Below are 23,321 nucleotides of genomic sequence, written 5' to 3'. Positions count from 1 at the left end.
TTGACGCCCTCGGCCGCGCCTACAAGAAGGTAAAGTCCAAGATCAGGTATTTCATAGGTAAGGAAACCAAGGCCAAGAAGACCGTTGAAGTTGCCGAGGAATTGGATGTATGGAAGAAGGTTGAAGAGGTTGATGGAAAGGAAGTTGTTTCTTTTAGGAAATTTACGGAAGATGGAAACATTGATATTGATTCAACATTATTAGATAATGATCAATTCAGTGTTAATGAAATAAATCTTGTGTTAAATTATGTCCGTTATAGGAGCGAGAATGGAGAAGAATTCTACGATGTTTATGATGAAAATAATGTTTTGATAAATAGCTTCTGTGTTGGTTTAAAGGAGAAAGATATTTATGACGAAAACGGAGAGTTGGTTCTTTTTTTCTCTAAAATTCATGGGGATACCGCTTTTTTGAATTTAGCATATGATGAAATTTTTGATGTAAGTATTGTTGATTATCAAACGTCCGAAAAAGCTGTTGGTTTAAAGAAAAATTCGTATGATAAAACCTGTCCAAATCTTGTTGAACAGTCTGGTTTACCAAAGGCGTCTTGTCCTCGATTTAGAAAAGAGTCTGTTGAATATTATGTAAAGACTAATAAAAATGCGGATAAAAAATATGTTCCGGGATTGAATGGAAAACCAACGTTTGGTACATCCCATGCGGATTCTTCTGACTCGTTTCGGTGCGTAAAATGCGGGAAGTTGTATAATCACGTTGTTGAAAATTTTCTGTCAAATGAAACAATCAATGTGTTTAGGTCTAATTGGTTCTATGATGAAAATAATAAGGAATGGATAGAACAGTGCTGGAGTTTGCAAGATATGCAGAAAACGTATGATCATGAAGCTGCTCATATTTTAAATGCAAGAAAATACGTTGATAGGATAATTAATAAATACATGCTGACGGAGCGAAATGAACAAATTACAAATAATATGAGTGACTGGGGTGCATGTATTAGAGAGGGGGATATACAGATGGATAAGGTTATGAAGAATTATCGTAGCTGGTGGAAACGTGAAGTCATGCATAAAAATCCAGAAAGCCCCAAAGCATCAGATAGTAAAAGGATTCCGGTGTTATGCGATTAATAAAGTCTATATTGTTTATCCTTATCGTTTCATTTGTTGCAGCGCAGGGTAAATGGGCCGTTGTTGGAACGGAAAAAATAGCTGTAAACGGCAGGGTCGTTGTATTAACAGTAAAAATAAACGAATGTCTGTCTGGGGCTGATTGCGGTGAAGAGAAAAAATCGTTCTTTAAGATAAATGACGACAAATCTGTTATGATAGATTCTGTTGTATATTCTGATGGTTCAAGTTATGTTAAAGAACATAACGAAATACAAAATATAATTAGAGAAAAATACCGGACAGGTGTTGTATGGTATACCATTTTTAAAAATTCGACAATCGTTGATGTGTTTTGTATCGGTGAAACAAATCTTTATGAAAATGATGGGTCGTTAAAAGTTGAATATCGGGAAGTTCGTGGTGATACCGCCTTTTTGAATTTAGATTACGGTGGCGGCGACTGGGGCTCTTCATTCCATGGCTTAGATTGATAATGTGGACTTTCTTGAAAAAATGGAAAGACTCGTTAGAAATTCTCTTGTGCTCGTTCTGTTCGGCCTTGCCTTTTGCTGGGCTGGGGTGGCCTTGACGTCTGATTACGACACGAAGAACTGCAACGTGCTTGTCCATGTCAGCGAGGATAACGAGTCGCTGTTCCTGGAGAACATCCATATCCCGGGCACCTACATGACGACCTCCTGCTGGGGGACTTCTGCGACGTACTGTCATGTGCTGGACACTTCCAGCTACTACAAAAACGAGATGAAGAACATCGGGACCAAGACGTTTACCAACAAGTCTGGCCAGATTTGCTATTTCCGTAACTTCGGTCTCAGAACCGGTAACATGAGCGGCTTTTTCTACCAGCCGTGGAGCTATGTGTACGATGTTGCCGTCAGTGTAGACTGCGAGGATTCCTCGTCAGTCCCGCTGTACTGCGCCAAGAGCGAGCGGATGGCCAAGCAGGTTTTGCTGGCACGTGAAGAGCTCAAGTGCGGCGAGAAGGGTGGCGCGTTCGAGGGCGGAGTCTTTCCCGTTAAACGCGAGGGCGGTGCGACGGAGTATTGCGTGTCCGCATCCTGCGATATATGCGGTTCCAAGTGGTACGAAGACTACATAAACGACTGGAAGACTGAACGCTGCTGCGAGAACCGTAAAAAGGAACCCAACAGGAACATGGGTACTTGCACAAATCCCGGTCCCATGGACTCGACCAGGATTGGCGTGAAAACGTCCGAGGTCAAGGCTTTCCCCGGCTGCAGCGATATCGATGCCGGTGGCAGGGAGAATGGTAATTTCTGCAGTGTTCCCGGTTCATCTTCTTCTGCGGAATCAAGTTCGTCATCCGAAGAGAGTTCCTCGTCTGAAGAAACATCGTCGTCCAGCGAAGAAAGTTCCAGTTCCAGCGAAGAGCAGGAAACCGTCAACTGCTACATTGATGATGATGTGGCGGATGCAATGCTCACAAGCAGGGAGGATGAGTGCTGGTCCCGTCAGCTGTTGCCAAACTTCAAACTAGACCATTTCGGCTGTATCGTCGGCGACTGCGAAGAGAATGGTTCCAGCAGCAGTGCTGGAGATGAAAATACTGGAGACGATTTGCAGAGTAGTTCAAGCGAAGAGGACGGGCAGTGCCGTGATCCCAGTTTGATGAAAGAGCGGAGTAATGACCTGGAAGACGGCTGGATCTATGTCGGCAAGGAAAAGTATTCCTCAAGAATTTTGTCGTATGGAGATACCCATCCTGCAAAATCTGGCTTGTTTGACGCCCTAGGCCGCGCCTACAAAAAGGTAAAATCCAAGATCAGGTATTTCATGGGCAAGGAAACCAAAGCCAAGAAGACCGTTGAAGTCGCCGAGGAACTTGACGTGTGGAAAAAAGTCGAGGAAATTGATGGAAAGGAAGTTGTTCGATACAAAAAGGAAAATTCTGAGGGGACAGATAAAATCGATTCTCTTGTATATGCAAACGGAAAGTATTCTTTGCGAAAGATAAGTTTAAAAGATTCTTTTGCTTCAATAATAGATTCTTCGGGTTTTGAGTCCACTTTACTATATGATGAGGATGATTTGATAAAGGATTTTTTCTTCATTGGTTTTCCAAAGAATTTCATATATGATGACAAAGGATCTTTAAAATCAATTTTTTTGAGAGTGAGCGGGGATACGGCTTTTCTCAATCTTAATCTGCTAATGAACAGTTGGGAAAACTTCTCCTCTTTATCGTCTGTTTTATTAAAAAGCGTAAATCCTGTTACTCCTCGTTATCATGCCAAAAGCGATTTATGCCCTTTTGAAAGTGAAGATGCTTATGAAGCAGAATGTTTGCAATATCCTTTAGAGGATACAAAATATGCTGAGACAAATTTCTTCCCAGGACACAATGGATCTATGACGTTTGGAGCGTCTCAAATGATGATTTCTATGGGTGGGGAAGGCTTTGATTATAAAAAAAGACGGGGCTTTGCTTGTATGAAAAAAGTAGGTTGTGATGATTATGAAATCGTTTACCCGGAAATAAAACTTGATTATGAGATCTATGTTTATTTTTCCAATTGGACTTTGATGGAACAGTCGAACGATTGGGTTGAGTCTTGTTGGGAAAGGGGAGAAATGAAAAAAACATATCGGCATGAAGTCGTTCATGTTAAGAACGGCATAAGTGCTGTAAAATATTTTTCTAGAAAAGAATTGTATGAAGTCACGAAGAACTTACTTTTCCCATCGCTTGAAGATTGCAAAATACATGAGCCTTATTTTCGAAAGAGTTTTCAGATCAACTTTTATCGTTGGTTGGCTCTGGATTTTGAACACGAAGGTGAAGACATGTATGACGGGGGTGAAATAGTAATACATGCTACTGCGGAACCATCAAATCAAGTAGGACGAAAAACTGTAAAATGCAAATAAAATTTTATGTCATTGCGCTATTGCTTGTCATTATCCCATGTGAATGTTATTCAGATGGTGTACGGACTAAAGTGTATGCTGATTCTATTGTACGAATTTTTAACGAGTCCTGTTCTGATTGGGGGAATGAACAGAAAAGGTGTAGATTTACTTCGGAAAATGGTCTGTCACATATTGATTCTATTATCTATAGAAATCCCAAATATAAGGGTTTGGTAAAGGGTGATAAAGATGGACGGAGTGATGAATATTATGATTTGTTTGAAAGAATATATGATGATGAAGGCTTTTTGATATACGTTTCCATGTATATCCATGGCTTCCGTTATAATCGTATGATATATAATCGAGGAAGACTTGTTTATGTTGAAACAGGGTGTGATACTTTACAATCTTTTTTTAAAGATGATTGTAGAATGAAAGCTTTGGCGGAAAAAGCGAGCGTTGACTCAAATGGACGTTATGTTTTTAGTCGGGAAAAATATGAGTGGAATAGTTTTGGACGTTTAAAAAAACGTGTTTTGTGGTATTCGAATGATGTTCTAAAATTAAACTCATCATATATATACACGTATGGAACGCCTTGTGATACTATTCATGTTACGCCTGTTGATTATCCAATAAATTTTTTTGAAAAAACGGGTGTGTATGATGGTTCATTTGGGAAAATTCCTGAAATAGAGGATCCTGAATATAAAGATTTTGCAGAGAATCCTTATGAATTCGATGCCCCTCCAGAATTGCTTGAACGTCAAAAGAAACGTTGCGAGGACTACAAGAAGTCCTTGAAGAATGGAAATGGTAAGACTCGTTAGAAATTCTCTTGTGTTCGTTCTGTTTGGCCTTGCCTTTTGCTGGGCAGGGGTGGCCTTGACGTCTGATTACGACACGAAGAACTGCAACGTGCTTGTCCATGTCAGCGAGGATAACGAGTCGCTGTTCCTGGAGAACATCCATATCCCGGGCACCTACATGACGACCTCCTGCTGGGGGACTTCTGCGACGTACTGTCATGTGCTGGACACTTCCAGCTACTACAAAAACGAGATGAAGAACATCGGGACCAAGACGTTTACCAACAAGTCTGGCCAGATTTGCTATTTCCGTAACTTCGGTCTCAGAACCGGTAACATGAGCGGCTTTTTCTACCAGCCGTGGAGCTATGTGTACGATGTTGCCGTCAGTGTAGACTGCGAGGATTCCTCGTCAGTCCCGCTGTACTGCGCCAAGAGCGAGCGGATGGCCAAGCAGGTTTTGCTGGCACGTGAAGAGCTCAAGTGCGGCGAGAAGGGTGGCGCGTTCGAGGGCGGAGTCTTTCCCGTTAAACGCGAGGGCGGTGCGACGGAGTATTGCGTGTCCGCATCCTGCGATATATGCGGTTCCAAGTGGTACGAAGACTACATAAACGACTGGAAGACTGAACGCTGCTGCGAGAACCGTAAAAAGGAACCCAACAGGAACATGGGTACTTGCACAAATCCCGGTCCCATGGACTCGACCAGGATTGGCGTGAAAACGTCCGAGGTCAAGGCTTTCCCCGGCTGCAGCGATATCGATGCCGGTGGCAGGGAGAATGGTAATTTCTGCAGTGTTCCCGGTTCATCTTCTTCTGCGGAATCAAGTTCGTCATCCGAAGAGAGTTCCTCGTCTGAAGAAACATCGTCGTCCAGCGAAGAAAGTTCCAGTTCCAGCGAAGAGCAGGAAACCGTCAACTGCTACATTGATGATGATGTGGCGGATGCAATGCTCACAAGCAGGGAGGATGAGTGCTGGTCCCGTCAGCTGTTGCCAAACTTCAAACTAGACCATTTCGGCTGTATCGTCGGCGACTGCGAAGAGAATGGTTCCAGCAGCAGTGCTGGAGATGAAAATACTGGAGACGATTTGCAGAGTAGTTCAAGCGAAGAGGACGGGCAGTGCCGTGATCCCAGTTTGATGAAAGAGCGGAGTAATGACCTGGAAGACGGCTGGATCTATGTCGGCAAGGAAAAGTATTCCTCAAGAATTTTGTCGTATGGAGATACCCAACCTGCAAAATCTGGCTTGTTTGACGCCCTCGGCCGCGCCTACAAGAAGGTAAAGTCCAAGATCAGGTATTTCATGGGCAAGGAAACCAAGATCAAGAAAACCGTTGAGGTTGCTGAAGAATTAGACGTGTGGAAAAAGAAAGATTTTGATTTTAATGGCGATGAGTTTACATTCTACTTAAAAAGGACTAACGAAAGAGACGTTGTTGTTGACTCATCAATTTATCTTGATGGTACGTATAGCGTGTTAGAGATAAATGACGAGAAAAAATTTGTTCGATTAAAAATGCCTGATGGACAAGAATTTGTTGATTTATATGATGAATTTGATAATCTAAAAACAAGTTTCTCGATTTCGGTTACGGGAGATACACTTTTTGAAGAGCTTGAAAATTATGAATATGAAGAGAATAAATCTGTGCTGTTAAAAAAAGAAAGAACAGAGAAAGAAATACGTTGCAAAGAATTAGAAACAGGTGATGTTGCTTTTCCGGCTTTTTGTAGTCGACCTAATGAGCCCTCTAAGGATTTTTATAATTCGTCAGGAGGACTTCAGTATTATCCTGGAGAGCGAGACAAAGAGAGGGGCATTCAGGATTATACGTTTGGTAGGCTTGTGATGAATCTTGCGACAATTAGCTTTGACTGTGTGTGCTTTGGTGATGGCATTTTTATTCAAACTTATAAAATAGATTTTGATGCTAACTCTCATGCGAAAGTATATTCGTCAAATTGGATGTATGATGTTACAGAAAAAAATTGGAAAGAAAAATGTTGGAGGGAAGAAGATATGAGATTAACTTATGAACATGAAAAAGGTCATTTTACGAACTATAATTTCTATGTGAAAAAATTAGCAGATGATTTTTTCATAACAGAAGAAAACTACAAAACAAATGATCCTATGCGTAGCTACGAAAGTTGTGTGCTTAAAGGAATTAAAAGTTTGAAAGATATATCAAAAGGGTATAAAAACTTTGAAATAATTGATAAAGGTCATTTGGGGGACGGAAAACGTTATCCAGTGAGTCCTCGGCCAACACCTCGTCCAAGGAACCCTGTAAAATGTCTAGAATAATTCTTTGCTTGTTGGCTGCATGCTTTTTGTACTCATATGGTGCTGACGTTCAGTCTTATGAGAGCCGAAAGCAAAATTTAATAGAATCAAATTTTAAATTCGAAGGGACTCGAAGCCTTGTTTATGAGGATTCCATTAAACTTGACCTTGAAATTTACTGTGGCGGTTGGTTTGTAAGGGGCGAAGGCGAGCGTCTAGATTCCATAAAGAAATGTTTCTTGATTTCTAAAGGAAGTATCTCAAGAGTCGATTCTTTTGTTCGTAACGATAATCACTATGAAGTGTTTGAGGATATTTATGACGTAAATCAAGAACTTGTCTTTAGCGGATTACGTACTGAAAATATTTATTCTGAGTATAGATATGACTCAGGAAAACTTCTTACACATGATGAATTGTGCGATACAATACACGAAGCGGAAAAGAGCCTGTGCTTTGGTCTCTTATCAAATGATTTTACGAATTTGGAACAAGATCGCTTTGGAAAATTTGTTATGACTCGTGAAAGGTTTGTCTGGGATGAAAAAGGTCGCTTGAAGCAAAGAATTGTTTCAGGACCACTTAATTCTAAAATAAATGGAACGTATGATTTTTTCTATAAAACTCCTTGTGATTCGGTGCGTGTAGAACCAGTTGATTACGTTGTTGACTGGGATGCCCTTTCGGAAAAGGGAAAATATGATGGCTCTTTTGGCAAAATGCCAGAGAAGGATGATCCCGAGTATGCAGAATTTGCGAAAAATCCGTATGAATTTGAAGCGACTCCAGAATTATTAGAACGCCAAAAGAAGCGCTGTGAAGACTACAAGAAATCCTTGAAGAAAGGAAATGGGAATCACCGTTAGAAATTCTCTTGTGTTCGTTCTGTTTGGCCTTGCCTTTTGCTGGGCAGGGGTGGCCTTGACGTCTGATTACGACACGAAGAACTGCAACGTGCTTGTCCATGTCAGCGAGGATAACGAGTCGCTGTTCCTGGAGAACATCCATATCCCGGGCACCTACATGACGACCTCCTGCTGGGGGACTTCTATAGTTGATCCCAGCCCAGAACCCTCAAAAGAAGATAGGAAAAGTATTGAATGCGATTAGTTCTTTTTTTGTTTTTCTGTTTAGTAGAACTGGCTATGGCTGGCTCATTTTATGACAAATTTATCGATGATGTAGCCTCCGAGAAAAAGGTCTGGCGAAGAATAACCAGCTCAATAAATCAAGAAGATTCCTTAACACGCAATTATACGATGAATTGTAGCGATATGGGTGGAGATAGGCTATATTGTCTTTATGTGTCGGATGATAATCAATTTATGATTGATTCAATAGTTCACGAAATGAATGGGGAAAAGAGTTACTATGAATTGAATGAAACGTTTTTTGATGAAAAGAATCAAATGACGTATAGTTTCATGTATATCAACGGATTCAGTTATATTTTGCACTTATATAGACATGGTCGGATTGTTTATATAGAGGAAGGCTGTGATACGCTTCAGGCCTTATTCAGGGATGAATGCTTAGCTGATGCGAAGTGGCAAAATGCTAAAAAGGATTCTTTGGGACGTTATGTTTTTTCTCAGGAGATTTATACCTGGGATGACAAGGGACGCCTTGTACAGAGAGTAGTTCGTGATTTTAATAATGACCTGCGGATAAGTGGTACGTACAGGCTTAAATACGGCTCTCCGTGTGATTCTGTGTTTGTAGATCCAGTCGATTATGAGAATACTTTTGAAGGGAGAAAAAGCAGATTTAACGGAACCTTTGGATTGATTCCTGAAATGGGAGACCCGGAGTACGAAATGTTTGCTAAAACTCCATACTCGGATATGCCAAGGAATGTTGCTGATTCTATTCTAATCCGCCAGCAAAAGCGCTGCGAGGATTACAAGAAATCCTTGAAGAAGAAATAGGCCAGGATCTTTATTTTTCTACATTTTAAAACATGGCAAAGAAGAAAAAGTTTTTTAAGTCCCCGGCGCTGGCTCAGGCCAACCGCAGTAAGGAAGATCGCCTTCGCGAAACATTGATGCAGGTCGTAAGCGGTGAGAGCCGTCTTCTGAATCGTCCTGATGATCTTTACGAAACCATCGGCAAGGGTCTGGATGATATTGAAGAATGCAAGGATCCCAAGGTTCAGCTGGAATTGTTGGCTTGGACTCTCCGTGCAGATTTCTGTGCATTCAAGGCTGAAGACGAAGAGAAGGAATACTGGGACAACCTGTTCTACGATGCAGGTACTTTCTTCGTGGAAATTGCCAAGGACTTCGAAGACAAGGATTATGTCGCTGACTTGATTCACGACCTGGCTGTGCGTCACGTGGGTGGGGAAGGCCGTTCTGTGGTGTTCCTCAGCTTGAGCGAAGTGATGCCTGCCGAACGTTCCTCCAAGTTGCTGAATGAACTTATCGCCCAGGAAGATCAGTTCGCTCTTGAAAACCGCGTAGACGTGCTGGACGCCATTTGCGACATGGCCGATTCCATTAACGATTCCGCTAACTACGCCAAGGCCGCTCTGCTGAAGGATCCGGACAAGAGCAACGCCACCATTATCGATATTGCCAACGCCTACTTTATGGCCGGCGACTTGGTCATGGCTAAGCAGTGGATGAACGACGTGAAGAATCCTGCCAGCGAAGACGAAGAAGCCTTCATGGATTTGCAGGCTGCCATTGCCGATAAGGAAGGTCGCAAGTCTGATTGCTTGAAGATTGCTCGCCAGCTGTACGAAACTTTCCCCAAGATTATTAACCTGGGCCGCTTGGTTTCTGTATTGCCCGAAGGCGAAGCAGACCAGGTTCTCAAGGAACACGAAAAGTTCCGCTGTGGTTCTACCGCAAGCCTGGAATTCATGCAATTGCTGGCCGCCCTCAAGCGTTACGAACAACTTTCTGGTTATGTGACCCGTTTTGAAAACGACCTCACCACCATGGATGCCGACGAATTGACGGACTTGGCTGACAGTCTTGAGAAGGATGGTCAGAAGGAACTTGCCCAGCACATTCGTGACTGGACCGTTGAAGAACCGGAAGAAGCCGAGGCCTTCGACGACAAGGACTAATCCTAAATGTCATCCCGGGCTTGTTAAATGTCATCCCGGGCACATTGAATGTCATCCCGGGCTCCGACCCGGGATCTCCTATTCCAGATTCATTTCTTGAGGAATGGCGCCTTCTATCACAAGAAGGCGTCTTTTCATATCCAGCCCCAGCCCAAAGCCTACGAGGGCTCCCGCCTTACCAATGACGCGATGGCAGGGGAGGATTAAAGGAATTGGATTCTCGTGGAGCGCGCCACCTACGGCTCGGGTAGCCTTAGGACTTCCAACCATCTCGGCGACTTCCTTGTAGGAACGTGTTTCGCCGAAGGGGATTTCCTTTAGGGCCTCCCATACCTTAATCTGAAATTCAGTTCCGTATAATTTGTACGGAATAGAAAATGACTTTCGCTTGCCGGCCAGATATTCGTTCAGTTGCTGCACGGCCTTGCGGTAGGCGCGGCTGACGGTTGGTGGCAAGCTGACGTCGATGTCTGCGACGGCGTAGGTGCAGGCCTGTACTGCGCTGGGGCGAACTTCACCACTTTCTTCAGGGGAATAGCACAGGCTGCATAATTTGGATTTTTCAAACACGAAAGTCCATTGGCCCCACAAGTTGCGGTGCCTGATTGTTGTGAACTTTTCGTCTTTAAAATCCATACGAGTGGTCATCGCAACGGGAATTCCTTGAATTCCTTCACGCCGAATTCCTGACGCAGGTAGTCCCAGCGGACCAGGCGGTTCTTCCAGTAGTACTTGCGGTACAGACGGCGAGCCACGCGGCTTGTAAGTTCGTACGGAATGGTATGGTGGTCGTCCGCAACGCTTTCCATGGAAATGCGGAAGTCCAGTTCGCCGTTTACTACGTCGACGGTTTCGCCAACTTGAACGTCAGGAATGTGGCTTACGTCCACCATGGTGGCGTCCATGCAAACGCGTCCCAGTATGGGGCAGAGCTGACCGCGGATAAAGACGAATCCCTTGTTGTATTCGCCACGAAGATAGCCGTCACCGTAACCGATGGCAATGGTTGCGATTCGGGTAGGTTGCTGTGCCATCCAGTAACCGCCGTAGCTAACGGTTTCGCCTGGCTTCACGTCGTGAATATGACGGATGGTAGACTTGATCTTCATGACAGGCTTGATGGGCCACGGTGCTGGAGTTGCGCCCATGGGGTTGTAGCCGTACAAGGCCAGGCCCGGACGCACCATGTCGAAATGACTTTCGGGATGGGTGAGGGTGCCTGCAGAACTGGAGCAGTGGCAGATTTCCGGACGGAGTCCTTCCGCTTCAAGAACGTCTACCAGGCGTGCGAAACGTTGGATCTGAATTTCTGTCTTGGGGTTGCCCGGCATGTCGGCGGTTGCCAAGTGAGTGAACATGCCTTCGAACTTCAGGTTCTTCAAGCTGAGTGCGGCGCGAATGTTGTTGAAGTCTTCGGCGTCGAAACCGTAACGGTTCATGCCGGAGTCAATCTTCAAGTGGGCCTTGCAAGTGCAATCGTTTTCGCGAAGGAACTGGTCGAATGCCATTGCGGTACGAATGTCGGTAATGGCTGCGGTCAGCTGGAATTCAACGAAGTAGGCGAAGTCTGCAGGAGTGCAGGGGCCGAGCACCAGGATAGGCAAGTCCATGCCGTACTGGCGGAGGATCATACCTTCGCTAATGTGGGCCACGCCAAGGTAATCTGCACCGCCGAACTTTGCGGCAAAGGAGCAGGCCAGGCTGCCGTGTCCGTAGGAGTCGGCCTTCACCGGCAAGAGAATCTTGGTGTTGGCGGGAATCTGGCTACGGATAAATTGAATGTTGTTGCAAAGGGCGTCGAGGTTGATTTCAATCCAGTTGGGGCGCGCAATTCTATTAAGATCGGGAGGGGTAGATAAAAGCTTCATGATGCGAGAAATATAAATATCTAGCCACTTTTTGGTTCATCGTATACGAAAATGGGGGCGAAAAAGCCACGTTTTTTGCTCGGCATCACAACACTATGTTACTCTAAATCGGAATAGATTAAGTTGCGATAAATTTCAAGTCGCTTTTGTAAACATTGGAAATAAAATGTTGTTCTAAAATTTTTTATCCAGCCCAGTAACCACGCGTGTTTTGTTGTGTTATTTTGTTCAAAATCAAGTTTACAATTTTATTGATAAAGTTTTGTTTACTGATCACGACGTTCCTCATGAAATTTTTGTTTGTAGTTTCAAGTTGATCAAGGAAGATTATTGCTCTTGTACCGAAATAAGGAGCGGTAACAGAACAAAATTCTGAATGAAAAATCTTGGTCAAAAGTTGATCGCGTCTGAAACACAGCAACACGAATCAACTTGGTTGTCTTCTCTCTAACATCGATAAGTTAGCGCTGGGATTTGCCTCTGCAAAAGCCCTTCTCTAATTGTTGCACCCAAAGAAACAGCTCTTGGGACAAGCTCTTGACTTTAAGGGCTGTTGCTTCCCTATTACCCTGATTACAAACAAACTCTTTTTCCCTCGCAAGAGGGGAGGATGGATAAAATCATGAAAAACACAAAACAACCCGTAAGGGAAAACAAAAAGGAAAAGATGGATCCGATCGTAGCTATGCTGCTTCCGGAATCCGACAAGAAGATGGGCGCTGTGGCTAGTGCCTCTCTCCTTGTGGCACTGTTGCTGTGCTTCTGGGCAACCACGTATGAAGTTCTTATTGATGAAGATATTTTTGAGAAAACTCCTCAAATGGATATAACGACCACCATGAACATCATTGAAAAAAAGGAGGAAAAAAAGGTCGAGCCCAAGGAAAAACCGAAACCGAAGCAGACAGTTCCGAGTCGCCGCCCAGGCAGCGGTGCTAAACAGTCGGGCCGAGGAAATCCGAAGGCTGCGGAATCTCGAGGCGTGTTGAAACTGCTTACCGCACAAACCAACAATGCCGCGAATTCCGTCTACACTCTCATGAACGATAAAAAGTTCGCTCACGATATTGACAAGGTCATCAAGAATACCAATGGCCTTCAGGTAACTGGTAAGACAAGCATTACTTCCCGTAGGGGCGTGGTTGACGCCGGCTTCAACGAGGCTATCGCCTCAGGTGGAAGTGGTGGAATTGCTAATGGTTTGGCTGGCTTGATGAATGGTGCTGGTGCTATCTCTACGAAAGCTATCGGCAAGTTGACTCCTCCTAGGCCGAATGAAATTGATATGGGTACTGGAAATTCGTCCCGTTCTGCATCGGATATTATGAAGGTTGTTCGTCAGCGTACGCCAGGTTTGCGTCACATCTATAATTCTCATCTCAAGAAAAATCCGGGATTCCAGGGAAAGGTGACTTTGTCGTTTACCATTTCTCCTGGCGGCGAAGTGATTACCATCGCCATCGTTTCGTCAACCACAGGCTACGCTGATTTTGATAACGAAGTCAAGAAGGCTGTGTCTCGTTGGACGTTCAGTAAGGTGAAATCCGGTAATACCACCGTAACGATCCCGTTCACGTTCTCTGAATAAAAAAGACGTAGTTAGGGTAATGGGGTTTTTGGATTTTATTTGGTTTATGGATTGATAAATTTTTTGCCGGCGGCTTTTTGCTGTCGGCTTTTTTATATTTGACGCGTAAACAATACTTTGCTCGAACCTCGAGCCTCGAACCTGGAACCTGCTTATGAAAGATCCTCGTATTACAAAGCTTGCTGAAAACTTGATTAACAATGCCATTGCTCTGAAGGCTGGCGAAAATATCTTGATTGAAACCACCGACACTCCCGATGAACTGACCACGGAATTGCTGAAGGCAGTTGCAAAGGCTGGTGGTAACGCTTACGTCCATAACTACAGCGGCCGTGTCCGTCGCGAACAGATAAAGTCTGCTTCCGAGGAACAGATGAAGATTTCTGCAGAATTGGCTATGGCTGAAATGCAGAAGATGCAGTGCTACATTTCTATTCGTGCTGCAGAAAACGCTATGGAAAACTGCGATGTTCCGGGTGCCCAGATGAGAATGCACCGCCTCGCAAACCAGGCTGTCCTGGACTACCGCGTGAATAAGACTCGTTGGTGCGTGCTTCGCTGGCCCAATCCGTCCATGGCTCAGGCAGCCAAGATGAGCACCGAGGCTTTCGAGGACTTCTATTTCGAAGCTTGCCTTGCCGATTATCCCCGCATGGCAAAGGCTGCACAGAATCTGGTGAACTTGATGAACCGTACCGACAAGGTGCGCCTGGTTTCCCAGGGTACCGACCTGACTTTCAGCATCAAGGGCATCGGTGCCGTGCCTTGCTGCGGCAATATGAATATTCCCGATGGGGAAGTGTATACCGCTCCTGTGCGCAACAGCGTCAATGGCGTTATCCAGTACAATACGCCGTCCCTTTACGACGGCAAGCAGTTCGGTAACGTGCGCTTGGAATTCAAGGACGGCGCTATCGTGAATGCCTCCTGCGAAACAGGCTCCAACGAGGCTCTGAATGCCTTGTTCAATACGGATGAAGGTGCCCGCTATGTGGGCGAATTCGCCATCGGTTTCAATCCCTATGTGAACTCCGCAATGTGCGACATTCTTTTCGACGAAAAGATCGCGGGCTCCATTCACTTTACCCCGGGCCGCTGCTACGAAGACGCTCCCAACGGAAACGTCTCCGCAATCCACTGGGACTTGGTTCTCATCATGCGTCCGGAATACGGTGGCGGCGAAATCTGGTTCGATGATGTTCTCATCCGCAAGGACGGCAAGTTCGTCATTGATGAGCTGAAGTGCCTGAATCCCGAGGAACTGGCATAGTTTATCCATAACCGTCGCATTACGGCGTTTCCCCAAAGAGGATAACTCAACTAAGAAACTAAAGTTTCAAGTTTCGTGAAACTCGTCCCCTCACGCGCTGTGAGAACGAACAAAAAATCCCAGGCGCTAAACCTGGGATTTTCTGTTTCATAAGATTGAAAAAATATTACAGCAACTCTGCAATCTGCACAGCGTTCAGAGCTGCGCCCTTACGGATCTGGTCGCCGGTGAGCCACAGGGTGTTGCCGCAATCGTCGGCGAGGTCCTTACGGATACGGCCAACGTAGACATCGTCCTTGCCAGCGCTTTCAAGCGGCATGGGGTAGATGTAGTTCTGCGGATCGTCCTTGAGGGTAACGCCCGGAGCGTTCTTGAGAGCAGCGCGGATTTCTTCAACGGAAACCGGCTTTTCAGTTTCGAACCAGACGGATTCGGAGTGAGAACGGAGGGAGCTAACGCGTACGCAAGTAGCACTGGTGCGAACATCGGAGTGCATGATCTTGCGGGTTTCGTTATACATCTTCATTTCTTCCTTAGTGTAGTCATTTTCAGTCATCTTATCGATCTGCGGAATGACGTTGTAAGCCAACTGGAAGGGGAACTTGCTGATGTGAGTGGTAGAACCGGTTTCAAGGATATCCTTGTACTGCTGCTGGAGTTCTTCCATAGCAACTGCACCTGCACCACTTGCGCTCTGGTAAGAGGAGATGCGGATCTTCTTGATGTGGGAAATCTTTTCAATCGGGTTCAGAACGACGACCATCATGATGGTGGTGCAGTTCGGGTTGGCGATGATGCCGCAACCGCCGTTTTCAGCCTTGTGGAGCGGAATGTCGCATGCGTTCACTTCGGGAACGACCAGCGGAACGTTGTCCATCATACGGAAATAGCTGGTGTTGTCCACGACGACTGCGCCGTGTTCAACTGCGATGGGAGCGAATTCCTTAGACACTGCTGCGCCTGCGGAAGAGAGAACCAGGTCAACGCCCTTGAAAGCGTCTGCGCAAGTGAGTTCAACCTTCAGCTTTTCGCCCTTGAAGGTGTATTCACGGCCCACGCTACGTTCAGAAGCGAGGAGCTTGAGGTTCTGGAGAGGGAAGTTGCGCTGTTCGAGGATCTTGAGGAGTTCCTGACCTACGGCGCCGGTAGCACCCATGATAGCCACGTTACGAATCATAGTTGTTGATCCTTAGTTTTCGTTCTCAACATTTTGTTGAGGTTGGTTGTTTGATTTTAAATTCTCGATGTCGTTCCAGAAACGGGACAATGCTGCGTTCATCTGGGCGATCTGGTTACGTGCCTGCTTGTACTGCTTCAACTGGTCTTCGGGATTTTCCTGAAGGGTGTAGTTGTACAGGGAGTAGGCTGCCAGGCGAACGTTTTCGCTGGCCTGGATAAGTTCGGAATGGGCTTCTGCAGCGCTATGGGGATGATAGAGACCCATCACCTTCTTGTTCAGGGCAGTGGCGCTGTTGTTGATGGCCAAGGCCTGGCTGCTGCGTACTTCGCGATCAGCTTCGGTAATGTTTGCTGCCAACGGTTCGAACTCGTCGATGGAAGTCATGATGTCGCGCATGCGGCCGATAACGGTTTCTGCGCTAGCTGTGTATTCCTTGAGACGTTCGGGGGAGTTGTCGTCCTTGCCGCTAACCTGGTTGGGAGACTTGCTCTTCTTCTTGTCGTACAGAATCTTGCCGCCTTCGCCGTTTTCAAAGGAATTGATGTAATCCTGGTACTGGGCGTTCTGCATTGCAAGTTCGTAGGGAGTGTACTCGGCCACCGGGATGAAGGTGGGGCGATCCCAGTAGGCGATGCCGAGGAAGCCTGCCAGCATGAACACGGAAAGGAAGATGTTGCCGGTCTTGGTAGCGCGGTCTTCGCTGCGGACTGCATAGATGATGCCGAGGAAGATCAGGCTTGCGAAGGTGAGCAACAAACCGCCATCACAGTTGTAGGTGATGTAGGTGTTCTTTGCGAAGTAGAAGACGCAATCCATGGCCACAATGACAATCGAAAGAAGAATGCCAATGAGCTTCTGGGTGCGGGTGTAGGCCGCCGCCGACTGGAGAATCGCCGTAAAGGTGATTCCGAGGGGCAGCACCAGCATCAATGCAATATCTGCGACTTGTTGATTCATCGATTAGAGCAGTTCGTTAGAACGGAAGGTCTTCGTCGCCCTCGGGCATGGGAGCATCGTATGCCGGGGCGCTAGACTGGCTGTAGCCGTTGGACTGGTTGAAGTTGGAGCTCTGGTTGAAACCACCGCCCTGGAAGCTGCCGCCATTCTGGTTGCGGGGAGTCAGGAGCTGGAAGGTGTCCATGTTGACGTCGGTGCTGTAACGCTTCTGACCGTTCTGGTCGGTCCAGCTACGGTTGGTGAGGGTGCCTTCGACGTAGAGGGACATACCCTTGTGAATGCCCAGCTGTTCGAACACGTCGGCGGTCTTGCCCCAGCCAACGATGTTGTGCCAATCGGTCTGTTCCTTCATTTCGCCGTTGTTGTCCTTGTAGCGGCGGGAAGTTGCCAAGGAGAAGGTGACGCGCTTGCGACCGTTGGGGCTTGCGCTGATGACCGGATCCTTACCGAGGTTACCAATGAGCATCACTTTGTTCAAATATGCCATAATTCAATTATCCTATTTTAATTTTTTATTACTGCACGAAAGATAAAAAAATTGAATGTCACTTTTGTGTCAAATCTCAACCCAAAGGGATTTTACACGTAAAAAACAAAATTTCCGGGATAATTAAACTATTTTTCTGTCGTAAAAACAAATGTTTAATTTTCGGGCCTCGAACCTGGAACCTCACTCATGGTTACACTAGCTTTATCAAATTTCGAAAAGTCTTTCCCCGTAAGTCTCCGTGGCAAGCGCCTCGGCGCAGTCCTCCATCCGGCTTCTGTCTGTGCAGACCTGAGCTACACTCTGGATCTCCTGAAGTCCTACGATGGCAAATTGTTTAAGTTGTCTGCATTGTTTGGCCCCCAGCATGGTATCAAGGGCCACACCCAGGACAACATGATTGAATGGGAAGGCTACACCGACCCTGAACTTGGCATTCCCGTTTATAGTTTGTATGGAGAACATCGCGAACCCACTGCAGAAATGCTTTCCCATGTGGACGCTCTCCTGGTAGATTTGCAGGATGTGGGTGCCCGTTACTACACCTTCATCTGGACCCTTTACCTGTGCATGAAGGCTTGCGAAAAGCTGGGTATTCCCGTTGTGGTCGTGGATCGCCCGAACCCCATTAATTGCGTAGATGAAGAAGGTCCGGTACTGGACCTGAACTACACCAGCTTTGTGGGCCTCCACAGCATCCGTACCCGCCACGCCAAGACTATCGGCGAACTGGCCGAACAGTTCAAGGCGGAATGCTTCCCCAAGTGCGAACTCTACGTGATGCACATGGAAGGTTACGACAAAAAGATGTGGTACGACCAGACTGGTCTTCCGTGGATTTTGCCCAGCCCCAACATGCCCACCTTGGATACCGCAATCGTCTATCCGGGTATGTGTCTGTTCGAAGCTACCAACGTGAGCGAAGGCCGCGGCACCACTCGTCCCTTCGAAATTTTCGGCGCACCCTTCATCGATGCCGTGAAGCTTTGCAAGTACATGAACGGCCTGAAACTGCCGGGGGTCTACTTCCGCGAAAACTATTTCCAGCCCACGTTCCACAAGGGTGCTGGCCAGATTTGCGGTGGTGCCCAGATTCACGTTCTGGATCGTGACAAGTTCCGCAGTTTCGACATGGCCATTAAGCTTCTGCAGTACATCTTCAACGAATATCCCAAGGATTTCGCCTGGAAGCAGCCGCCTTACGAATACGAGTTCCACAAGCTGCCCATCGACATTCTGCTGGGCAACGGAACCTTCCGTAAGGAATTCATCGAAAGCTCGATTTAATCGAAATTGCGTTGTACAACGTAAGTGGAAAATCTCAGGAAACGTCAGGGGAACCTGGCGTTTTTTTTGTGCGTGTAATGTGATGCACGCAACACTTTATTTAGTGAATTTGCCCAGAATGGCCTATTTTCTTGACATCAATGTTTCATTAACTAAATTTTACAAAGTATGAAGAAGTATTTGTGCTATTTGGTTATGGGACTGATGTCCGTATCTTATGGCTGGGCAGAGGATGCCGAAGTCGTTGAAGAGGTTGAATCCGAAGAAATCGAGGAGACCGAGAATTCTGCCGAAGAAGAATCTGCAGAACAGGTGGAAGAGAATGCCGCTGAAGAAGTGAAAAACGAAAATGCAGCAGCGGACGAATATGGCAACATGGAAGTGGTCGGCAGTGATTTTGTGGAAGACGAAGGTGCTGCAGACAAAGAAGAAAAAATCGCCATCGAGGAAAGCGAGAAAAACGAAAAGCGTGAAAAGGAAAAGCGCTCCCAGAGTGGCTTTAATTACGGAATTGATTTCTCGGTGAACTATTCTGCAATTACCGGTGGAACGTATCCTTTTGGAGGACGTGCTGATATTGGTTTTGTTGCTGGCTATTTTTTCAAAAATAAAATTGCAGTCTTTACCGGTGTTTACCTGGATGTTTTTGGTTATGGCGGAAAAGACTCGGACGAGTTGAATGTCGAGGTTCCTAATAGCTATGGCTGGTCTTCAAGCCAAGATATTTGGGTTCCTGTGAAAAATCAGTATGTGGTGAATTTAAGTATCGGCATGCCTATTTACGTACGATACATGGTTACAAAAAAGATTTGGGCACAAGCTGGTATCCTGATGTCAGGCCAGGCTGGCGAAACAAACTATTATGAAATTGACTATGAAAGGTATGCTGGATCGCCGATTTTACGCTATAGCCGAATTAGTAGCGGAAATGATGGCCAGGATCATGGTTTTGGTATAAAGCATTATATGCTCGGTGCTGGCCTTACGCAGGGTAGCCTGAATTTTGGATTGAATCTTGGCTATGGTCCTGGATTTAGAGCCTGCAGTGAAGCTAAGGGTTGCTACACTGCAAGTGCTATTGATGTTGGCTTTAATATGTATTTCTGGCTTAAATAATTTTTCAAAGGGAGAAAAAACATGAAGAAATCCATTATTGCATTGATGTTGCTGGCCGCTTGCTTGTTCAGCGGTTGCACTGTCGTCAAGCCGAATTACGCTTTCCCGAATCAGTCGGTCCTTACCGAACCGATGAAGGTGAAGAAGATGACTCCGGTCAGCTATGAATATGACATTGCTCATTACGGTTGCTCCGAAATCAAGTTCCTCAAGAAGTTCGTGGGCAAGGTGACCACCAATGATCAGGGCGAAAAGATCCGTGTGGACAACATTGTCGACATTCACGTGAATCAGTATTCCCGTCAGAAGAACTTCTTCTACTTCACCGGTGCTCCCAAGTACAAGTGCTCCTTCTGGGGCTACGCTGTAGAATACGAACATCAGTAATTGTTGTCTAGGGATTTTTAATCATGAATAAGTACATCTGTATCCTATTGTGTGTCTTATGCGCAAGCTCCTCGGTTTGGGCAAAAAAGAAGACGAAGAAACAAGTAGAAGAACAACCGGTTGCTGAAGCCGTGGTTGAAAGTCCGGAGGCTTCCGCTGAAGCTGCTCCTGCTGAAGAAGTGGCTGCAGAAGAGGTTGCCGCCGAAGAAGTTGCAGCTGAAGAAGCTGCCGTAGCCGAGGCCGCACCTGCCGAGGAATCCAAGGAAGTGGTTGAAAGCGAAACTGCCGAAGGAGAATCTTCCGCTACCGAAGTAGCTTCTGCTGAAGAAAGTGCCGAGGAAATTTCTGAAGACGATTCCGAGGATACTCCCAAGAAGTCCAAGAAGAAGAAAAAGAAGAAGTCCAAGAAAAAGAAATCTAAGAAGAAAAAGTCCAAGAAAAAGCATTCCGATGAAGATGAAGACTCTGACGAAGATGCAATTGGCGTAAAGCTAGGCTTCCACGCCGGTCTTGGCAGCAATGTTCTTGAACTTGAACATGGTGCAAATGCTTCTTTGAACTTGGGCCTTGGCTTTGCCTACTTCTTCACGAATAATATGGCTATTGTTTCTGGTGCGGACTTGAGCATTGCCGCCACTCAGAGTAAGGTATCTTATAGCAATTACTGGTATTCGTATGAATATACGGTAAACAACGCGGTTGCCTCCATTGTGGTTCCGGTGAAGTTTCGCTTTGCCTTTAATGACATGTTCTGGGCCGAAGCTGGCTCTGGCATAATCTTGAGCTTGTATAGCTACAATATGTACTCAGGGGACAACAAGCCGGCTGATGGTGGTGCTACCACGTTTATTGGCGATATTACCAACTTTACCCTTGGTGCAGGTGTTAAAGTCGGCGGCGGCAGCCTTGGCCTTGAAATCGGTTATCGCAGCGTGTTGAGCGTTGGCGTAAACTATAATTCCGGTTTCTAGAAAAAAATCATTTAGGCTGAATTTGAAGAAATAGAAAACCCGGGTCGTTTGACTCGGGTTTCTTTTTAATGGTAGATCCCCGATTGTGGTCGGGGAATGGCAAGATGCTTCCTTATTTCAGGAAGTTCATGTAGGGAAGCTTTGCTGCAAGTTCCTGCACCTTGTCGGCATTAGCCTGGAGAGCGGAACGTGCGTTCCAGGAACCGTCCAGGAACTGACCGCGGGGACCGTCAGCCAAAGTGAGGGCGATGGTTTCGTCACCCAGCTTGAGGGTGCGAGCGTCGGTGCTGGTTTCCAATTCCTTGGAGGGGTTGGCTTCGATCCATGCGAGAATCTTGTCGGCGGTTGCGTGGTCCACCTTGAAGCAGGGAACGCCCAGGGCGACGCAGTTGCCGAAGAAGATTTCGGAATAGCTTTCAGCGATGATTGCCTTGATGCCCCAGCGCTTCAGAGCCTGCGGAGCGTGTTCACGGCTGGAACCGCAACCGAAGTTCTGGTTGGAAACCAGGATGGTGCCGTTCTTGTAGGCCGGGTCACGGAAAGGATGAACCTTGCCCTGGGCTTCGAGGCCGGCGATATCGTCAGCGAAAGCGTTTGCGCCGAGACCTTCGAAAGTCACGCACTTGAGGAAGCGAGCCGGAATGATACGGTCGGTATCGATGTCGTTACCGCGAACAGGAACGCCGGAACCTTTAACGATGTCAATAGAATTCATTTTTAAATCTCCTTGTTCCTATTACTTGATGTACTTGCGGACGTCGGTAACCTTGCCTTCGATTGCAGCAGCTGCAACCATGGCGGGGCTCATCAAAATGGTACGGCCGGTGGGAGAACCCTGACGGCCCTTGAAGTTACGGTTGCTGGAAGATGCACTTACCTGGCGGCCCTTCAGCTTATCCGGGTTCATGGCAAGGCAGAGGGAGCAGCCGGCTTCGCGCCATTCTGCACCAGCTTCCTTGAAGATCTTGTCGAGACCGAGAGCTTCTGCTTCCACCTTGATCTTCATGGAACCAGGAACGACCCACATCTTGACGGTGTCGGCAACCTTGTGGCCCTTGATGATTTCTGCGGCAGCCTGGAGGTCGGAGAGACGACCGTTGGTGCAGGAGCCAACGAAGGCGATATCAATCGGGGTGCCAATCATCTTGCCACCTTCTTCCCAGCCCATGTATTCATAAGCTTCGGAGATGACCTTCTTTTCGGAACCTTCGAATTCGTCGATCTTCGGCATGTTGTCGTTGAGCTGGATGGCCTGAGCCGGAGTGATACCCCAGGTAACCATGGGTTCGAGATTGTCGCAGTTGATTTCGATTTCGTCGTCGAACTGAGCGTCGGCGTCGGTTGCGACGGACTTCCAGTAAGCAACTGCTTCATCCCACTTGTCAGCCTTCGGAGCATAGGGCTTGCCCTTCAGGAATTCAAAAGTCTTTTCGTCGGGGTTGCAGTAGCCAACGCGTGCGCCACCTTCGATAGCCATGTTACAGATGGTCATACGGCCTTCCATGCTCATAGCTTCGATAACCGGGCCTGCAAATTCGTAAGCGTAGCCAACGCCACCGTTCACGCCAAGCTTGGCGATGTAGGCGAGGGCAACGTCCTTAGCGGTAACACCCGGCTTCAGCTTACCGGTGAAGTTGATGCGGCGGGTCTTCAGCGGGCTCATGGCGAGAGTCTGGGTTGCGAGAACGTCAGCAACCTGGCTGGTACCGATACCGAATGCGATAGCGCCGAAAGCGCCGTGGGTAGCAGTGTGGGAGTCACCGCAAGCGACGGTCATACCCGGCTGGGTAACGCCTTCTTCCGGGCCAACAATGTGGATCACACCCTGTTCGCAGGTCTTGGGGCCGAAGAACTTGATGCCGTTGGATTCAGTATTCTTTTCGATATGGGAGAACATTTCTTCGGAAATGCCATCCTGGAGAGGACGGTTACGTTCCGGGAAAGTGGTGGGAATGATGTGGTCAACGGTAGCGAAGGTACGTTCCGGGAACAGAACCTTGGTGCCTTCTTCACGAAGGGAAGCGAAAGCCTGGGGGCTGGTCACTTCGTGGCAGAGGTGGA

At 46.7% G+C, this 23,321-nt stretch carries 21 protein-coding genes; 14 read left to right on the top strand and 7 right to left on the bottom strand.

The window, feature by feature from the left end:
- The 8 genes from MJZ25_14700 to MJZ25_14665 form a co-directional block, all read left to right on the top strand.
- A partial coding sequence (locus tag MJZ25_14700) for a hypothetical protein (protein ID MCQ2125425.1) occupies positions 1-1,097 on the top strand: 1,097 nt, incomplete at its 5' end.
- Complete coding sequence (locus tag MJZ25_14695) at positions 1,088-1,570, top strand: hypothetical protein (GenBank protein ID MCQ2125424.1); 483 nt, start codon at positions 1,088-1,090, stop codon at positions 1,568-1,570. The genes MJZ25_14700 and MJZ25_14695, both read left to right, overlap by 10 nt.
- Before the next feature lie 22 nt (positions 1,571-1,592).
- Positions 1,593-3,989, top strand: coding sequence for a hypothetical protein (locus MJZ25_14690; GenBank protein ID MCQ2125423.1), 2,397 nt, complete (start codon positions 1,593-1,595; stop codon positions 3,987-3,989).
- Positions 3,980-4,804, top strand: a complete 825-nt coding sequence (locus MJZ25_14685; GenBank protein ID MCQ2125422.1) for a hypothetical protein — start codon at positions 3,980-3,982, stop codon at positions 4,802-4,804. Before MJZ25_14690 ends, MJZ25_14685 begins: the two co-directional genes overlap by 10 nt.
- A complete protein-coding gene (locus MJZ25_14680) occupies positions 4,788-7,094 on the top strand; it encodes a hypothetical protein (protein ID MCQ2125421.1) in 2,307 nt (768 codons plus the stop codon). Before MJZ25_14685 ends, MJZ25_14680 begins: the two co-directional genes overlap by 17 nt.
- Entirely contained in the window at positions 7,082-7,939 is an 858-nt protein-coding gene (locus MJZ25_14675) for a hypothetical protein (protein ID MCQ2125420.1), read from the top strand. Before MJZ25_14680 ends, MJZ25_14675 begins: the two co-directional genes overlap by 13 nt.
- A 234-nt stretch (positions 7,940-8,173) precedes the next feature.
- The gene (locus tag MJZ25_14670) at positions 8,174-9,001 is read left to right on the top strand and encodes a hypothetical protein (protein MCQ2125419.1); all 828 of its coding nucleotides are present in this window, start codon (positions 8,174-8,176) and stop codon (positions 8,999-9,001) included.
- A 32-nt stretch (positions 9,002-9,033) separates the two neighbouring features.
- Complete coding sequence (locus MJZ25_14665) at positions 9,034-10,149, top strand: hypothetical protein (protein MCQ2125418.1); 1,116 nt, start codon at positions 9,034-9,036, stop codon at positions 10,147-10,149.
- Between the two features lie 78 nt (positions 10,150-10,227).
- Here the strand turns inward: MJZ25_14665 and MJZ25_14660 are convergent, their stop codons facing one another.
- Together MJZ25_14660 and alr are read right to left on the bottom strand one after the other, a co-directional pair.
- Complete coding sequence (locus tag MJZ25_14660; protein ID MCQ2125417.1) at positions 10,228-10,785, bottom strand: methylated-DNA--[protein]-cysteine S-methyltransferase; 558 nt, start codon at positions 10,783-10,785, stop codon at positions 10,228-10,230.
- A gap of 8 nt (positions 10,786-10,793) precedes the next feature.
- Positions 10,794-12,017, bottom strand: a complete 1,224-nt coding sequence (alr, locus tag MJZ25_14655) for an alanine racemase (protein ID MCQ2125416.1) — start codon at positions 12,015-12,017, stop codon at positions 10,794-10,796.
- A gap of 667 nt (positions 12,018-12,684) precedes the next feature.
- Between alr and MJZ25_14650 the strand changes: the two genes are divergently transcribed.
- Together MJZ25_14650 and MJZ25_14645 are read left to right on the top strand one after the other, a co-directional pair.
- The gene (locus MJZ25_14650) at positions 12,685-13,605 is read left to right on the top strand and encodes a TonB family protein (GenBank protein MCQ2125415.1); all 921 of its coding nucleotides are present in this window, start codon (positions 12,685-12,687) and stop codon (positions 13,603-13,605) included.
- A gap of 154 nt (positions 13,606-13,759) precedes the next feature.
- A complete protein-coding gene (locus tag MJZ25_14645) occupies positions 13,760-14,875 on the top strand; it encodes an aminopeptidase (GenBank protein MCQ2125414.1) in 1,116 nt (371 codons plus the stop codon).
- Positions 14,876-15,041: 166 nt separating this feature from the next.
- Here MJZ25_14645 and MJZ25_14640 read toward each other — a convergent pair whose 3' ends face one another.
- Genes MJZ25_14640 through ssb form a run of 3 tightly spaced genes read right to left on the bottom strand, consistent with a single transcriptional unit; the run spans position 15,042 to position 17,499 of the window.
- A complete protein-coding gene (locus MJZ25_14640) occupies positions 15,042-16,052 on the bottom strand; it encodes an aspartate-semialdehyde dehydrogenase (protein ID MCQ2125413.1) in 1,011 nt (336 codons plus the stop codon).
- 12 nt (positions 16,053-16,064) lie between these two features.
- Positions 16,065-17,012, bottom strand: coding sequence for a hypothetical protein (locus MJZ25_14635; protein ID MCQ2125412.1), 948 nt, complete (start codon positions 17,010-17,012; stop codon positions 16,065-16,067).
- A 16-nt stretch (positions 17,013-17,028) separates the two neighbouring features.
- Positions 17,029-17,499: a single-stranded DNA-binding protein gene (ssb, locus tag MJZ25_14630; protein MCQ2125411.1), complete on the bottom strand. Its 471-nt coding sequence runs from the start codon at positions 17,497-17,499 to the stop codon at positions 17,029-17,031.
- 189 nt (positions 17,500-17,688) lie between these two features.
- Here ssb and MJZ25_14625 point away from each other — a divergent pair, with 189 nt between their 5' ends.
- The 4 genes from MJZ25_14625 (at position 17,689) to MJZ25_14610 (ending at position 21,260) form a co-directional block, all read left to right on the top strand.
- A complete protein-coding gene (locus MJZ25_14625; protein MCQ2125410.1) occupies positions 17,689-18,786 on the top strand; it encodes a DUF1343 domain-containing protein in 1,098 nt (365 codons plus the stop codon).
- Positions 18,787-18,954: 168 nt separating this feature from the next.
- Positions 18,955-19,902: a hypothetical protein gene (locus MJZ25_14620; protein MCQ2125409.1), complete on the top strand. Its 948-nt coding sequence runs from the start codon at positions 18,955-18,957 to the stop codon at positions 19,900-19,902.
- A 21-nt stretch (positions 19,903-19,923) separates the two neighbouring features.
- On the top strand, positions 19,924-20,289 hold the full coding sequence (locus MJZ25_14615; protein MCQ2125408.1) for a hypothetical protein: 366 nt from the start codon (positions 19,924-19,926) through the stop codon (positions 20,287-20,289).
- A 23-nt stretch (positions 20,290-20,312) separates the two neighbouring features.
- Positions 20,313-21,260: a hypothetical protein gene (locus MJZ25_14610; GenBank protein MCQ2125407.1), complete on the top strand. Its 948-nt coding sequence runs from the start codon at positions 20,313-20,315 to the stop codon at positions 21,258-21,260.
- Positions 21,261-21,372: 112 nt separating this feature from the next.
- Here the strand turns inward: MJZ25_14610 and MJZ25_14605 are convergent, their stop codons facing one another.
- Complete coding sequence (locus MJZ25_14605) at positions 21,373-21,975, bottom strand: 3-isopropylmalate dehydratase small subunit (protein MCQ2125406.1); 603 nt, start codon at positions 21,973-21,975, stop codon at positions 21,373-21,375.
- Between the two features lie 21 nt (positions 21,976-21,996).
- Positions 21,997-23,321 (bottom strand): 3-isopropylmalate dehydratase large subunit (gene leuC, locus MJZ25_14600; protein ID MCQ2125405.1); only part of this gene is annotated, 1,325 nt, incomplete at its 5' end.

The sequence above is a fragment of the Fibrobacter sp. genome (assembly GCA_024399065.1).
GTDB lineage: Bacteria > Fibrobacterota > Fibrobacteria > Fibrobacterales > Fibrobacteraceae > Fibrobacter.
This window is presented reverse-complemented; position numbering and strand designations above follow the sequence as displayed.